We start from the raw sequence: 14,381 nt of genomic DNA, 5'->3' as shown, positions 1-14,381 counted from the left end.
CGAAGAGCTCCTGGCAAAGATCGCCTGACCAGACGCGCCCCGCCCCCGCGGGGCGCCCCCAAACCCGCGCCGCAGCGGCTGTGCGGCAATTGCGGCCCTGCCTGTTCATTCCCACACAGGACAGGGCCGAGATTGAGGTTGATGCGCGGCTGTATTGGCGTAAATCATCGCCGATGGCCCCATCATCCCTTTCTTCTCTTTCCGAAAGCATCGGCGCGCTGCCCACCGGACTGCGCGAGGCGATCCTGTCCTGGATCGAGACGCAGCCCGGCGGCGCCGGGGGCTGGGAGCTGCGGATCGGCCGCGATGCCGGTCGCAGGGGCGGGCGCCGTCGCGTGATCCTCGAAGCGAGCGGGCCGGACGGCCGGCACCTGGCCATCAAGGCCCATGCCTCGCGGCGGCGCAATTCCGGGGAGTACCGGGCCCTTGCCGCCATGGCCGCAGCCGGGGCCGAGACGGCGGCACCGGTCCATCTGGATGCCCGCGGCCGGTTTCTGGCCATGGAATGGATCGACGGGCCGCGGCTGTCGGAGCTGCTTGGCGGGCCCGGGCGGGAGGAGATGCTGCTGCGGGCCGGTCTCTGGCTTGCGGCGCTGCACCGTCCCGGGCGGCGGCTGCCGCTGCTGCGGCGCGCTCCGCCCCGGGCGGCGCTTCCCTTGCTGAAGGGGGAAGGGGCGATCGGCGAAGCCCTTGCCCGCCTGCGCCGTCGCCAGCGGCAGCAGGGGGGCGCCCGGGGGCCGGTGCGCCTGCTGCACGGCGATTTCCACGCGGGAAACCTTTTCATGCGCGACGGCCGCCCCGTGGGGTTCGATCGCGAACACGATGTCTACGGGCCCGTGCAGCACGACCTGGCGAAATTCCTGGTCGATCTCGGCCAGCGCCGGGCCGAGGCCGCCGCGGAGGGATCGCCCTGGGCCGGAACGGGCGAGGAGGACCGGCGCCGGTTCTTCGAGGGCTACGGGGCGCTGATGCCCGAAAATGTCGCCGGGCTGGACCTGGCCGAGGACCGGCTGCTGTTCCGGCTCTGGCGGCGCGGGGTGCTGCGTCGCGGCGGTTCGGCGCTGGAGGAACTGATGCGGGCCCGGGGCCTCCTGGGCAATGACGCCGGATCCCGGCCCGGGCGGCTGGTGCAGGGGGCGGGCGGCGCGGATTGGGTTTCCGATGCGGAACCGGGTCCGCGGCGGGGCCTGGTCTCGCTGCATCCGGGCAAGCTGACCGGCGGCTGACACTTCCGGTGGCGGGAGCTGCGCGCGCTGCCGCCGCGCGGCCTTCACCTTTGACTGGCAGCTACGGATGCGGCCGCCTGCGACGGGCGCGCCATGTTCCCATAGTCGAAGGAGACCCCCAGATGGACATGACCATTCTTCCCCTGATCCGCATCCTGCTGCGTTATGGTTCCGGCGCGCTGGTCTCCGCCGGACTGCTGACGCCGCGGCTGGGCGGCCAGCTTGCCGCCAGCGACGAGGCCGCGATGATCGCGGCGGGTCTTTTGGGCGTGCTGGCCACGGAACTGGGCTATCTGCGCGCCCGCCGGACCGGCGGCGCCACCTGATCCCGAGGCCGGGGGCGGCCCCTGGCATCCCCGGCCTGCCTTTCATGTCCGACCGCGCGCGTTTGAAGATGACGCCGGGTTGACATGCACAAAGTTTAATCAATCTCGAGCATGCCGCCAGCCCGGTGCCGCACAATCGTAGACGGACGCGATTTGGGCGATTACCCAATATTTGGGCAAAAGAAACGGGGTAGGTATGGACGTGACGGCGCCGATGGTCGAATTCGACCGCGTGCAGAAAAGCTATGATGGCGAGACCCTGGTCGTGAAGGACCTGAACCTTGCCATGCCCAAGGGCGAATTCCTCACCATGCTGGGACCGTCGGGGTCGGGCAAGACGACCTGCCTGATGATGCTGGCCGGGTTCGAGACCGCCACGTCCGGCGAGATCCGCCTGGCCGGGCGCGAGATCAACCACATCCCCCCGCACAAGCGCGGCATCGGCATGGTGTTCCAGAATTACGCGCTGTTTCCCCACATGACCGTGGCCGAGAACCTGAGCTTTCCGCTGGAAGTGCGCGGCATGGGCAAGGGCGAGCGCGAGACCAAGATCAAGCGCGCGCTCGGCATGGTGCAGATGAACAGCTTCGCCGGTCGCCGTCCCGCGCAGCTTTCGGGGGGGCAGCAGCAGCGCATCGCCCTGGCCCGGGCGCTGGTCTTCGATCCCGACCTGGTGCTGATGGACGAGCCGCTGGGCGCGCTGGACAAGCAGCTGCGCGAACACATGCAGTTCGAGATCAAGCATCTGCATGAATCGCTGGGCATCACCGTGGTCTACGTCACCCATGACCAGTCCGAGGCGCTGACCATGTCCGACCGCGTGGCGGTGTTCAATGACGGCCGGATCCAGCAGCTGGCGCCGCCCGAGGACCTGTATGAACGGCCCGACAATAGTTTCGTGGCGCAGTTCATCGGCGAAAACAACAAGCTGGGCGGCAAGATCGAGTCCGTGAGCGGCGACCAAGCCACCGTGCGGCTGCCCACCGGCGAGCTGATCGGCGCGACCGCGGTCAATAGCGGCGCCGCAGGATCCGAGACCCTGGTGTCGATCCGTCCTGAAAGGGTCGAGTTCCGCTCCGACCGCATCCAGCCGGGCTGGCACACGCTGGAGGCGGATGTGCTGGAATTCATCTACATGGGCGATCTCTTCCGTACGCGGCTGCGCGTCGCCGGGCATGACGATTTCGTCATGAAATGCCGCAACATCCAGGGCCAGGAGAGGCTCAGCCCCGGACAGCGCATCAGGATCGGCTGGCATCCGGCCGATGCCCGCGCGCTGGACCCGGTCTGACACGCCGCGCGGACGGATCCGCCCGCGGGGACGGCCCGTGCAGGCGGAGTGAGGAACATGAAATCTGGACACCGAAACGTGGTACGAGTGGTGAAAGGACGGCAATCTTCGATCGTGACACTGGGGCTGTCCGATGCGGTCGCCCTGGCCGCGATCGCAGCATTCGTCATCGTGGCGATCGCGGGCGCGTCGGGCTGAACCCGACTGTCGCGATGCGGCGATGACAGAACCTTCCCGGCAGGCGCCGCGCGTGTGCCGGGACAAAAAACCAAACCAACCGGGAGACTTCTATGAAACGCACTCTGATCCTGACCTCGGCGCTGGTCGCCGCAGGCGTGGCAGCGCAGGCCGAGGAACTGGCCGTGATGTCCTGGGGCGGGGCCTATTCCAAGAGCCAGGTGGAGGCCTATCACAAGCCCTTCACCGAAAAGACCGGCGTGACCGTGATCGACGTGGTCGCCGACAATCCCGCCACCCCGATCAAGGCGCAGGTGGAGGCGGGCAATGTCTCCGTCTCGATCGCGGATGTCGAATATGCCGATGCCATGGCCCTGTGCGACGAGGGCCTGCTGGAGGAGATCGACCCGTCGATCTTCGCGGATGCGCCTGACGGCACCCCGGCGATGGAGGATTTCCTGCCCGGCGCGGTGACCGACTGCTTCGTCGCGACGATCGTCTTCTCGACGATCTATGCCTATGACGACACCAAGTTCCCCGATGCCAAGCCCACGACCATCGCCGATCTCTTCGACCTGGAAGGTTTCCCGGGCAAGCGCGGCCTGCGCAAGACGCCCAAGGTGAACCTGGAGATGGCGCTGATGGCCGATGGCGTTGCGCCGGAGGAGGTCTATGACATGCTCGAGACCGACGAGGGCGTGGAGCGCGCCTTTGCCAAGCTCGACACGATCAAGGACGAGGTCGTCTGGTGGGAGGCCGGGGCGCAGCCGCCGCAGCTTCTGGCGGATGGCGAGGTGGCGATGACCACCGCCTATAACGGCCGCATCTTCTCGGCGGCGGTGGCCGAGGAGAAGCCCTTCGTGTCCGTCTTCAACGGCCAGGTCTACGAATATGACGGCTATGTCATCCCGCTGGGCGCCCCCAACCAGGAACGCGCGCTGGAATTCCTGACCTTCGCCACGCAGACCCAGCAGCTTGCCGACCAGGCCAAGTGGATCTCCTATGGTCCGGCGCGCAAGTCCTCCGGCCCGCTGGTCGGGCTCTACGAGGACGGCGAGACCGAGATGGGGCCCTACATGCCCACGGCCGAGGCCAACCTGGAGGTCGCGCTGCCCTCCAGCGTGGAGTTCTGGGCCGACCGCAATGTCGAGCTGAGCGAGCGGTTCAACGCCTGGCTGGCCAACTGAACCTGACGCAACCGCCGGTCCGGTGCCCCGCGCGCCGGACCGGTCCCCACGACCCGCGTGCCGTCGCACGCGCCGCAGGACCGCGCCCGCCGCCGCGTCCCGCGTTTCGGGAGATTTCCTTTGGCTGACATGACCGCCACGCCCCCGGAGGCCGCCCCGCAGGGCCTGCAGACCGCGGATGGACGCCCGCTCAAGGCCGCGCTGGCCGAAAGCCAGGCCCGCGCGAAACGCCGCGCATTCTACCTGGTCGCGCCGCTGCTGGCCTTCATCCTTCTGACCTTCGTGCTGCCCATCGGACAGCTGCTGAGCCGTTCGGTCAGCGATCCGCGCTTCATTGAGCATGTGGACCGATCCAGCGGCGAGGTGACGCCGATCATGACCGGGCTTCGCGCCTGGTTCGACGACAACCCGGCAGGGACCGAACCCGACGAGGCCGCCTATGCCGCGCTCGCGGCCGATCTGGTGCTGCTGGCCGATCTGCGCGGGCAGGGCGATGTCGGCACGCGCATCAATTACGAGGCCCCGGGCACGCGGTCGCTGTTCACCAAGACCGCCCGTCGCGCCGAGGATCTGCAGGCGCCCTTCCGGGAGGCGATCCTGGATGTCGACGAGGACTGGGCCGACCCGATGCTGTGGCAGGCGATGCGCGACGCCTCCAGCCGCTTCACCGCGAATTTCTACCTTGCCGCGCTGGATCTGGCCAAGGACGAGACGGGAAAGATCGTCAATGTCCCGCAGGAGCGGCAGGTCTATGTCATGCTGTTCGAGCGCACGGCGATCCTGTCGGTGCTGATCACCTTCCTGACGCTGGTGCTGGGATTTCCCGTGGCGCATCTTCTGGCGACGCTGCCGCTGCGCTATTCCAACCTGCTGATGATCCTGGTGCTTCTGCCCTTCTGGACCTCGCTGCTGGTGCGCACCACGTCCTGGATGGTGCTGCTGCAAAGCCAGGGCGTGATCAACAGCACGCTGGTCTGGCTTGGCGTGATCGGCGAGGATGGCCGCATCCAGATGATCTACAACCAGCTGGGCACGGTCATCGCCATGACCCATATCCTTCTGCCCTTCATGGTGCTGCCGCTCTATTCGGTGATGCGCCCGATCAAGCCCGCCTATGTGCGGGCCGCGCGATCGCTCGGGGCGACCAGCTGGACCGCCTTCCGCCGCATCTACCTGCCGCAGACCGTGCCGGGGATCGGGGCGGGGGCGCTGCTGGTCTTCATCCTGGCGGTCGGCTATTACATCACCCCCGCGCTGGTCGGCGGCGCCGACGGGCAGCTGATCTCCAACCTGATCGCCTTCCACATGCAGAATTCGCTGAACTGGTCGCTGGCGGCGGCGCTGGCCTCGCTGCTGCTGGCGGGGGTTCTCATCCTCTACTGGCTCTATGACCGGCTGGTGGGCATCGACAACCTGAAGCTGGGGTAACGGACCATGGCGCTTCCTTCCCATGCCTCGCGGCTCGAACGCGTCTGGCACTATACCTACCTGGTGATCTGCGCGCTGATCTTCCTGTTCCTGATCGCGCCGATCCTCATCATCATCCCGCTGAGCTTCAACGCGGAGCCCTATTTCACCTTCACCGAGAAGATGCTGTCGCTCGACCCGACGGGGTATTCGCTGCGCTGGTACGACATGCTGCTGACGCTGGGCATGTCGGCGCCCGATGCGGCGCGGGACGGATCCTGGTGGGCGGATGCCTGGGCCAATTCCACATGGCTGCGCGCGGCCAAGAACTCGGTGATCATCGGCTTCTTCTCGACGCTGCTGGCAACTTTCCTCGGCACGCTGGCCGCGCTGGGACTGTCGCGGCCGGAGATGCCGTTCCGGCGCACGATCATGGCGGTGCTGATCTCGCCGATGATCGTGCCGATCATCATCACCGCGACGGGACTGTTCTTCTTCTACTCCTCCACGGGGCTGGCCAATTCCTACCTGGGCATCGTCATGGCCCATGCCACGCTGGGCATTCCCTTCGTCATCATCACCGTGACCGCGACGCTGGTGGGCTTCGACCATTCGCTGAGCCGCGCGGCCGCCAGCCTCGGGGCCAGCCCGGCGCGCAGCTTCTTCAAGATCACCATGCCGCTGATCCTGCCCGGCGTGGTCTCGGGGGCGCTTTTCGCCTTCGTCACATCCTTCGACGAGGTGGTCGTGGTGCTGTTCATCGCCGCCCATGACCAGCAGACCATTCCGCGCCAGATGTGGGCGGGGATCCGCGAGCAGATCAGCCCGGCCATCCTGTCGGTCGCGACCATCCTGGTGATCGTGTCGATCGGGCTGCTGAGCGCGGTGGAGTTGCTGCGGCGGCGCTCCGAGAAGATGCGGGGGCTGTCGCCGGGCTGATCCCGAGCGCGTGCTTGCACGCGGGGCGCCAGCCCCGTAAGAGCGGCGCGACCAGTGAGGGAGTTTGCACCATGGGCTTCAAGATGGGGATCGTCGGCCTGCCGAATGTCGGCAAGTCGACCCTGTTCAACGCGCTGACCCGGACGGCGGCGGCGCAGGCGGCGAACTTCCCGTTCTGCACGATCGAGCCGAATGTCGGCGATGTGGCGGTTCCGGACAAGCGGCTGTTCAGGCTTGCCGAGATCGCCGGATCGAAGGAGATCATCCCGGCGCGGATGACCTTCGTCGATATCGCGGGCCTGGTGAAGGGCGCGTCCAAGGGCGAGGGCATGGGCAACCAGTTCCTCACCAATATCCGCGAGACCGACGCGATCGCCCAGGTGCTGCGCTGTTTCGAGGATGACGACGTCACCCATGTCGACGGCCGCGTGGACCCGGTGTCGGATGCCGAGACGATCAACATGGAGCTGATCATCGCCGACATGGAATCGGTGGAGAAGCGGCTTCAGAACCTCTCGCGCAAGGTGCGCGGCGGCGACAAGGAGGCGGTCCAGCAGGAACGCCTGCTGAAGGCCGCCCTGGTTCTTCTGGAGGAAGGCAAGCCCGCGCGGCTCCTGGACGTGGCCGAGGAGGACCGCAAGCAGTGGCGGATGCTGCAGCTCCTGACCCAGAAGCCGATCCTCTATGTCTGCAATGTCGAGGAAAGCGCCTCTGCCACCGGCAACGCCCATTCCGCGAAAGTGGCGGAGATGGCCAGGGCCGAGGGCGCGGGGGTGGTGCTGATCTCCGCCGCCATCGAGGAGGAGATCTCCCAGCTCGACGAGGAGGAGGCGCAGGTCTTCCTCGAGGAGATGGGGCTGGAGGAGGCCGGGCTCGACCGGCTGATCCGCGCGGGATACGACCTGCTGGGCCTTGAGACCTATTTCACCGTGGGCCCCAAGGAGGCACGCGCCTGGACGATCTACAAGGGCACTGCGGCCCCGCAGGCGGCCGGGGTGATCCATGGCGATTTCGAACGCGGCTTCATCCGCGCCGAGACCGTGGCCTACGAGGATTACGTGACGCTGGGCGGCGAGGCCAAGGCCCGCGACGCCGGCAAGCTGCGCGTCGAGGGCAAGACCTATACCGTCAAGGACGGCGACGTCCTGCATTTCCTCTTCAACGCCTGACCCGGGTCCGGGGCGATGCGACGCCGGCGGCCGGGCCCCGTGCCCCCGCCGGCGTCGCGCTGTCCCGGGGCCCGCCGAGAACGGAGCGCATCGCCGATGGCCGACAGAGATTTCGAACCGCGCCACCTTGAGACGCTGGACCGCGACCTGGGGCGGATCAACGCGCTGGAACAGGGCGCCGCCCGGATCGGCCGTCCGGTGGCCGGCAAGGGCGCGGCCTTCCTCTTCATCGCCGCCGCGGCGCTGTTCGCGGCGCTGCTGCTGGGCGGCAGCGGCCATGGGCTGGTGATCGTCGTGGCCTCCGCCTTCGGTGCCTACATGGCGCTGAATATCGGCGCCAATGACGTCGCCAACAACATGGGTCCGGCGGTTGGGGCGAATGCGCTGACCATGGGCGGCGCGATCGCCATCGCCGCGGTCTTCGAGACGGCGGGCGCGCTGCTGGCAGGGGGAGACGTGGTCTCCACCATCGCCAAGGGCATCATCGCGCCCGAAAGCCTGGGCTCGGTGGATGTCTTCGTCTGGGCGATGATGGCGGCGCTTCTGTCCTCGGCGCTGTGGGTGAACCTGGCGACCTGGATCGGCGCGCCGGTCTCCACCACCCATTCGGTGGTCGGCGGTGTGCTGGGCGCGGGCATCGCGGCGGCGGGGTTCGGCGCGGTCAGCTGGGGCAAGATCGGCGCCATCGCGGCAAGCTGGGTGATCTCTCCGCTCCTTGGCGGGGTGATCGCGGCCGGCTTCCTGTGGTTCATCAAGGCGCAGATCATCTATCGCGACGACAAGATCGCCGCCGCGCGCCGCTGGGTGCCGGTGCTGGTCGGCATCATGGGCGGCACCTTCGCCGCCTATCTGTCGATGAAGGGGCTCAAGCACGTGCTGTCGATCGGCTTCGGCACCGCGCTGCTGATCGGGCTGGCCCTGGGCCTTGCGATCTGGCTGGTGATGATCCCGGTCGTGCGCCGCCAGTCGCGCGGGCTGGAGAACCGCTCGAGATCGCTCAAGGTGCTGTTCGGCATCCCGCTGATCGTCTCCGCCGCGCTTCTGAGCTTTGCCCATGGGGCCAATGACGTCGCCAATGCGATCGGGCCGCTGGCGGCGGTGGTGCAGGCGGTGCAGACCGGCAGTTTCGGCGAGACCTTCGCCATTCCCCTGTGGGTCATGCTGATCGGCGCCTTCGGGATCTCCTTCGGGCTGTTCCTGTTCGGGCCGCGCCTGATCAAGGTGGTGGGCAGCGAGATCACCAAGCTGAACCCGATGCGCGCCTATTGCGTGGCGCTCTCCGCGGCGATCACCGTGATCGTCGCCAGCTGGTTCGGCCTGCCGGTCAGTTCCACCCATATCGCGGTCGGCGCGGTGTTCGGCGTGGGGTTCTTCCGCGAATGGGATGCGGAACGGCGCTATCGCGCGGCGCGCCACGCCGCCCCCGAACGCCCGGTGGTCCCGGGCGAGGAACGCCGCCGCCGCAAGCTGGTCCGCCGCGCGCATGTCCTGACCATCGGGGCGGCCTGGATCGTCACCGTCCCAGCCGCCGCATTGCTTTCGGCCGCGATCTTCCTGCTGATCGGCGCCGTCACCTGACCCGCCGCGCCGGAGCGGCGGCGGTGCAGGGAGGCGGTGGTCGCAGCAGGGCGGCTGTCCCCGGGCGCCGCGATCGTGACCGCCCCCAGGGCGGCCTGGCGCATTTGGGTTCGAACGCCGTGTCTGCGCCCTGCCGTTTCTCGTCCTCTCGCTCCGAGCAGCCGGGTCAGACTGGCGAGGTTGGTGGCGGCCAGTGTGAGGATGAATCGAAAGCGCATCCGCTCAACCCCGCGATAGACGTTCCGGGCCTTGCCGCCCCCGGTTTTGGACCAGCCGAAAGCCTCCTCGATGCGTCTGCGGTGCTTGAACGGCAGGGCGTACCCCTCGTGCCGGGTCATTCCGGCGTCGATTGCCGAGCATCGGGATTTCTGCGCGACATGTGGCGTGACGCAGGTCTGGCGCAGGTCGTCGACGAACTCGGCCGCGTCGAACTCCTTGTCGGCGCCCAGCATCAGCTGTCGGGTCAATCCGGGGGATTGTGGATGGATCATGTCGAGGGCGGCGCGCCGTTCGGCATGGCCATATGCCCGTGCCAGGTCGCCCAGCACGATCAGGCCCGCGCGGTTCTCCATCAGGGCATGCCCCGTGAATCACGATATCGCGCCGGTGCCCGGGGATTTCCTGTAACGCCGGGCATCCGGATCGCTGGTCGAGGCATGGGTGGCATTGGACCGCTTCTCGCCCCGGAAATCGACGTCGGCATTGCGGCTCTGGCGGCGGGGGCGGGAGATCGGCTTTTCAGATGCGGGCGGTTCGGTGTGATCTTCGGTGGCAGCATCGGGTTCTGGCGGGCCGCCCGGATCGTCGTCGGGCGGCGTGTCGGCGGCCTTGGGCCGGAAGCTTGTCATCGAGGCCCAGGCCTTCACGAGGGTGCCATCGACCGAGAAATGGTCATGCGACAAGAGCGGCGCGACCTCGCGATGCGCCAAGATCGCAGCCATCAGACTGCGCGACATCTCTGTGTTCAGCAGCCGGTCGCGGTTCTTGCTGAACACCGCAGGCACCCAGACCGGATCGTCGATCCCAAGGCCGCCGAACCAGCGGAACAGGAGGTTATGCTGGATCTGTTCCATCAACTGCCGCTTGGAGCGGATCGGGAACAGGGTCTGGATCAGGCTGGCCCGGATCAACCGCTCCGGCGCGATCGAGGGGCGGCAAGAATCGAGTTGGAGTTGGTCAAGGTCCTCATCTAGGCCGGCCAGCGCATCGGCCACGACCTGCCGGGTCTTCCGCAACGGATCCCGCGTGGGGATGCACTCATCAAGGTCGACATAGCTGAACAGAGACCCGCTCTTCTCGTCCGTTCCCCGCGTGATCACCTCGGATGCCGTCCTGCCGGAGGTGAATCATGTTCTGCAATCAACGTCGAAGACGGACTAATGCAGCAGGCTGCTAGACTCAGGACCCATTGAATTTGCTGGTCGAGCGTGCTTCACCGCTCGAAAACGAGCGGTGACCATGTCTGGTCTTTTCTGGTCGAGCGATGCGCAGATGGCGCGTCTTGAGCCTTGCTTTCCGAAGTCGCACGGCAAGCCCCCGGTCGATGACCGGCGGGTTCTGCGCGGGGGTGAAGAGGATCGGAAAACGATCCAGTGAATCGTTTTCCCGACAAACCTTCATAAATTGCAAAGGTTTGCGGTGGCGCGACTGAGCTACTCCCCATCGGTTGGACAGTTTCTGACGCGATTTAAGCTCTTCTCTGCCCCTGCTGGTCGGTTTCGATTTGGTTGAAGTAGACCACGGCTGGCGGCTGCCCGCCATGGGCAGCGTGGGGCCGCTGGTGATTGTAGAAGGTGATCCACCGGCCAACGTCCGCCTTGGCCTGAGAGCCGGTCTCCCAGGCGTGCAGATAGACGCACTCATACTTCAGGAACCGCCAGAGGCGCTCAATGAAGATGTTGGCGAGGCCGCGCCCCTTGCCGTCCATCCGCTGCCGACAGGCGATTGCATGCAATCGCCGAGAGGGAGATCCGGGCTCCTATCCGTTTCAGCCGGTCGGTCCAGGCGAAGGACGTGAACTGCGAGCCTTGGTCACGGTTCATGATCTCGGGCGAGCCGAAGCGGTGGACCGCCTCATTCATTCATTCGACGCAGAAGTCCGCCTCCAGCGTGTTCGAGATGCGCCAGGCCAGCACCTTGCGGGTGAACCAGTCCATGACGGCGACCAGATAGAGAAAGCCCCGTCGCATCGGCAGGTAGGTGATGTCGGCGCACCAGACCTGGTTGGGCCGATCGACCCGCAGGCCACCCAGCAGGTAGGGGTAGGTCTTGTGCCCCTTGGCCGGCTTGCTCGTGTTGGGCTTCTGGTAGATCGGCATCAAGCGCATGAGCCGCATCAGCCGCCGGATGCGCTTCACGTTCACGGCGTGGCCCTCGTTCCGCAGGTGCCAGGTCATCTGTTGGACGCCATAGAACGGGGTTTCCAGGAATTGTCGGTCGATCAGCCGCATGAGCGTCAGGTTCATCTCGGTCTCGCCCAACGGTGCGTGGTAGAACGACGACCGAGAGATCGACAGCAGGCGGCATTGCGCCCCGACCGAGAGCGTGGGGTGAGAGCGTTCGATCATCCCGCGCCTCACTTGCCGGTCCAGGGCTTGAGCTTTCGTGACAAAAAATCGTTGGCGACGGCCAGCTCTCCGATCTTGGCATGCAGCGACCGCACCGTCTGCTCGTCGACCTCGGCCTTCTTTTTCCCGCCGAGTTCGAAGATGTCCGAGGCCCCCTCGAGCAGCGCCTTCTTCCATTGATGGATCATCGTTGGATGCACGCCGTATTCCGCCGCCAGCTCCGACACGGTGCGCTTGCCCTTCACGGCCTCCAGCGCCACACGAGCCTTGAAGCCCGCGTCATGGTTCCTGCGTTTCGACATGTTCTGATCTCCGCAGTCTCGGAGACCAGCAGAAGTAAGATCGTAGCTTACGTCACTCTCCGATTTTCGGGGAGGTGCTCAGATGATTTCAATGGGCTGATACAATGTTAAATTGAAAAGCGCCACATAACGCTAAAACATCTCGACATCGGAGCGGTGAGTGGTGTCGTCCTCTCTTGAAAATAGAAGATCGAGGCATTCTTTCATTTTTATTTTTTTTGATAAGCTTTGCTGAAAAAAAACTGAATCTGATATTTCAGATATTTTATAAATTTCAACTATGCAAGATAGGTCATCGAGTGCCTGATTTAGCCTGTCTAGTTTTTGAATGCACTGGACAACATCAGATGATATAATCATCCCCTCGGGAATAATTTGTGAAATTGATGTCTGGATCTGATTGCAGTCTTTTGATAGTGTTTTTAAATATGATTTAACCTCATTATGTGAATCAAATTTTTGGCGTTGTTCATTGAACAGGATCCTCTTTTGATTGCTGAACATTCTACAACCTACCAACAACTGATTCTATGCAGGTCCTTAAATCATTTGGTTGAAATGGCTTCTTTATGAAATTGTTCATTCCTAATTTTTTTCCGTTTTCTATTATTTGCCGCTCTGCGCGACCTGTTATAAGTATAAATCCAATCATTTTTGTTTTGTTGTTGGTTCGCAGTGCGTGAAGTAATTGTAACCCGTCCATCTTTGGCATATTGAAGTCTGAAATTATAAGGTGAACAGGTGATCTTTCTAGAAGTTGCAACGCCGTCGGCCCGTCAGGTGCATGCGCCACGGATTTTATGCCAAAACCCTCCAGCGCTTGCACAAGGAGCCCCCTGGAGGTTGACATGTCGTCCACGACCATTACGCGAATCTGATCTCTTAGTGCCATGGCGTTACCTTGATTCTCTGAATTCAGACTGCCGATATGTTGTTATTCCAGTTGGAGAAAAATTGAATCGTTCAGGGCTGTTCATCCTTTCTGAATGACCAATGAAAATCCATCCAGATTTTTTTATTACCCTTTGAAATCTCTGCCAAAGTAATTCTTGAGTATTTTCGTCGAAATATATAACAACGTTTCTGCAAAAAATAACATCAAACTTCAATTTAAATGGCCATTCCTTCAGCAGGTTAAGAACCCGAAAGGTTGGAATACGTCGTATGTTTTCTTTCACCTCGTAGTTGTCTCCTTCATTATCAAAGTGCTTTAATAATATGTTTTCTGGAATTCCTTTAATTTGATTTTTTGAATACTTGGCTTTTTTTGCAAAACTGATAATGTTCGGGTCTATGTCTGTCGCTAGGAATTTTATGTCGTGCTTTTCAAAGTCAGGGAATTCATTGTGCATACTAAATATCAGTGAGTATATTTCTTGACCGCTAGAGCAACCAGCTGACCAAATCCTGATGGGCTCTCCACTTCTTGCTTTTTCTTTCAGAGCCGGTATTACTTCTTTCTTAAAAGTTTCGTAGTGATGTTGTTCCCGAAAGAAGTGGCTCACATTTGTTGTTAGGGAGGAGATTAAATGCGGAAGTTCACTATCAAGTTGATCTGATTTTAGTATGGATAAGTAATCTTTTATATTTTTGATATTTAGAGTTTTCATTCTCTTGTTCAGTCTGGAAGCAATCATTGAAGTCTTGCTTTCTGACAAAACCAATCCCGCTTCTCTATGGGCTAGTTCGGAAATGTAGGTGAACTGCTCGCGGGTCAGAGCTGGAGGTTGAGAGTGTGTCATGTCAGGCCGCTAAGCCTTCCTTGTTTGGCATAACAGCTTCCAGGTTCAGGACTCTGATCATCCGGCCTTCATAGATTGTAAGTGCTCTGATGAACGTTCTGGAAACGTCGGCAGCGAGCTCTGGTGGTGACTGCATCTCACCCAAAGGAATGGAGAGAATGTCGGAAACGGCATTCACAAGGAGGCCGAGTGTCTGACCGTCAACGTGAACGACGATGATCACGTTTCTATTACTATCCTCTCCCGAGGGAAGGCCCAGTCTGGAGGCAAGATCAACGATTGGAAGCACTGTGCCTCTCAAGTTGATGACACCGCGTACAAAACTAGGCGCATGAGGGAGAGGCGTGGCTTTCGCCCATCCCCTGATCTCGCGGACAGACATGATGTCCACGGAGTATTCCTGTTCGCCCACGCGGAAAGACAAAAGCTCGATTTCGCCAACTTCGGATTTAGTATCGTCGTCGTTCATG

The 14,381-nt window shown here is 62.9% G+C and carries 11 protein-coding genes and 3 pseudogenes; 9 read left to right on the top strand and 5 right to left on the bottom strand.

The features are described 5' to 3' along the window. Positions 1 to 173: 173 nt before the first annotated feature. From ICN82_RS12890 to ICN82_RS12855, 8 genes are all read left to right on the top strand, one after another. Positions 174 to 1,226, top strand: coding sequence for a phosphotransferase (locus tag ICN82_RS12890; RefSeq protein WP_193183406.1), 1,053 nt, complete (start codon positions 174 to 176; stop codon positions 1,224 to 1,226). 128 nt (positions 1,227 to 1,354) lie between these two features. Then, entirely contained in the window at positions 1,355 to 1,552 is a 198-nt protein-coding gene (locus ICN82_RS12885; protein ID WP_193183404.1) for a hypothetical protein, read from the top strand. Between the two features lie 196 nt (positions 1,553 to 1,748). After that, positions 1,749 to 2,843: an ABC transporter ATP-binding protein gene (locus ICN82_RS12880; protein ID WP_193183402.1), complete on the top strand. Its 1,095-nt coding sequence runs from the start codon at positions 1,749 to 1,751 to the stop codon at positions 2,841 to 2,843. A 290-nt stretch (positions 2,844 to 3,133) separates the two neighbouring features. Continuing rightward, positions 3,134 to 4,207: an ABC transporter substrate-binding protein gene (locus tag ICN82_RS12875; protein WP_193183401.1), complete on the top strand. Its 1,074-nt coding sequence runs from the start codon at positions 3,134 to 3,136 to the stop codon at positions 4,205 to 4,207. Positions 4,208 to 4,327: 120 nt separating this feature from the next. Next, positions 4,328 to 5,635 (top strand): ABC transporter permease, encoded by a 1,308-nt coding sequence (locus tag ICN82_RS12870; protein ID WP_407943764.1) that lies wholly within the window; start codon positions 4,328 to 4,330, stop codon positions 5,633 to 5,635. A 6-nt stretch (positions 5,636 to 5,641) separates the two neighbouring features. Continuing rightward, the gene (locus tag ICN82_RS12865; protein WP_193183399.1) at positions 5,642 to 6,553 is read left to right on the top strand and encodes an ABC transporter permease; all 912 of its coding nucleotides are present in this window, start codon (positions 5,642 to 5,644) and stop codon (positions 6,551 to 6,553) included. A gap of 71 nt (positions 6,554 to 6,624) precedes the next feature. Next, complete coding sequence (ychF, locus tag ICN82_RS12860; RefSeq protein WP_193183397.1) at positions 6,625 to 7,722, top strand: redox-regulated ATPase YchF; 1,098 nt, start codon at positions 6,625 to 6,627, stop codon at positions 7,720 to 7,722. A gap of 96 nt (positions 7,723 to 7,818) precedes the next feature. Further along, positions 7,819 to 9,300: an inorganic phosphate transporter gene (locus ICN82_RS12855; protein ID WP_193183395.1), complete on the top strand. Its 1,482-nt coding sequence runs from the start codon at positions 7,819 to 7,821 to the stop codon at positions 9,298 to 9,300. A 149-nt stretch (positions 9,301 to 9,449) separates the two neighbouring features. Here ICN82_RS12855 and ICN82_RS12850 read toward each other — a convergent pair. Then, positions 9,450 to 10,616 (bottom strand): annotated as a pseudogene (locus tag ICN82_RS12850) (IS5 family transposase); the annotation flags it as partial. Positions 10,617 to 10,758: 142 nt separating this feature from the next. Here ICN82_RS12850 and ICN82_RS12845 point away from each other — a divergent pair. Beyond that, positions 10,759 to 10,866 (top strand): annotated as a pseudogene (locus tag ICN82_RS12845) (IS5/IS1182 family transposase); the annotation flags it as partial. Positions 10,867 to 10,987: 121 nt separating this feature from the next. On the opposite strand, the pseudogene ICN82_RS12840 reads toward ICN82_RS12845, so the two are convergent. The 4 genes and pseudogenes from ICN82_RS12840 to ICN82_RS12825 all read right to left on the bottom strand — a co-directional run bounded on the left by ICN82_RS12840 (position 10,988) and on the right by ICN82_RS12825 (position 14,380). Next, a pseudogene (locus tag ICN82_RS12840) lies at positions 10,988 to 12,169 on the bottom strand (IS3 family transposase). Between the two features lie 505 nt (positions 12,170 to 12,674). Beyond that, the gene (locus ICN82_RS12835) at positions 12,675 to 13,061 is read right to left on the bottom strand and encodes a response regulator (protein ID WP_193183393.1); all 387 of its coding nucleotides are present in this window, start codon (positions 13,059 to 13,061) and stop codon (positions 12,675 to 12,677) included. 4 nt (positions 13,062 to 13,065) lie between these two features. Beyond that, positions 13,066 to 13,911 carry a CheR family methyltransferase gene (locus ICN82_RS12830; RefSeq protein ID WP_193183391.1) on the bottom strand — a complete coding sequence of 282 codons (846 nt, stop codon included), beginning with the start codon at positions 13,909 to 13,911 and terminating at the stop codon, positions 13,066 to 13,068. 1 nt (position 13,912) lies between these two features. After that, positions 13,913 to 14,380 carry a chemotaxis protein CheW gene (locus tag ICN82_RS12825; protein ID WP_193183389.1) on the bottom strand — a complete coding sequence of 156 codons (468 nt, stop codon included), beginning with the start codon at positions 14,378 to 14,380 and terminating at the stop codon, positions 13,913 to 13,915. Between the last annotated feature and the right edge of the window lies 1 nt (position 14,381).

The sequence above is a fragment of the Mangrovicoccus algicola genome (assembly GCF_014903745.1).
Lineage (GTDB): Bacteria > Pseudomonadota > Alphaproteobacteria > Rhodobacterales > Rhodobacteraceae > Mangrovicoccus > Mangrovicoccus algicola.
This window is presented reverse-complemented; position numbering and strand designations above follow the sequence as displayed.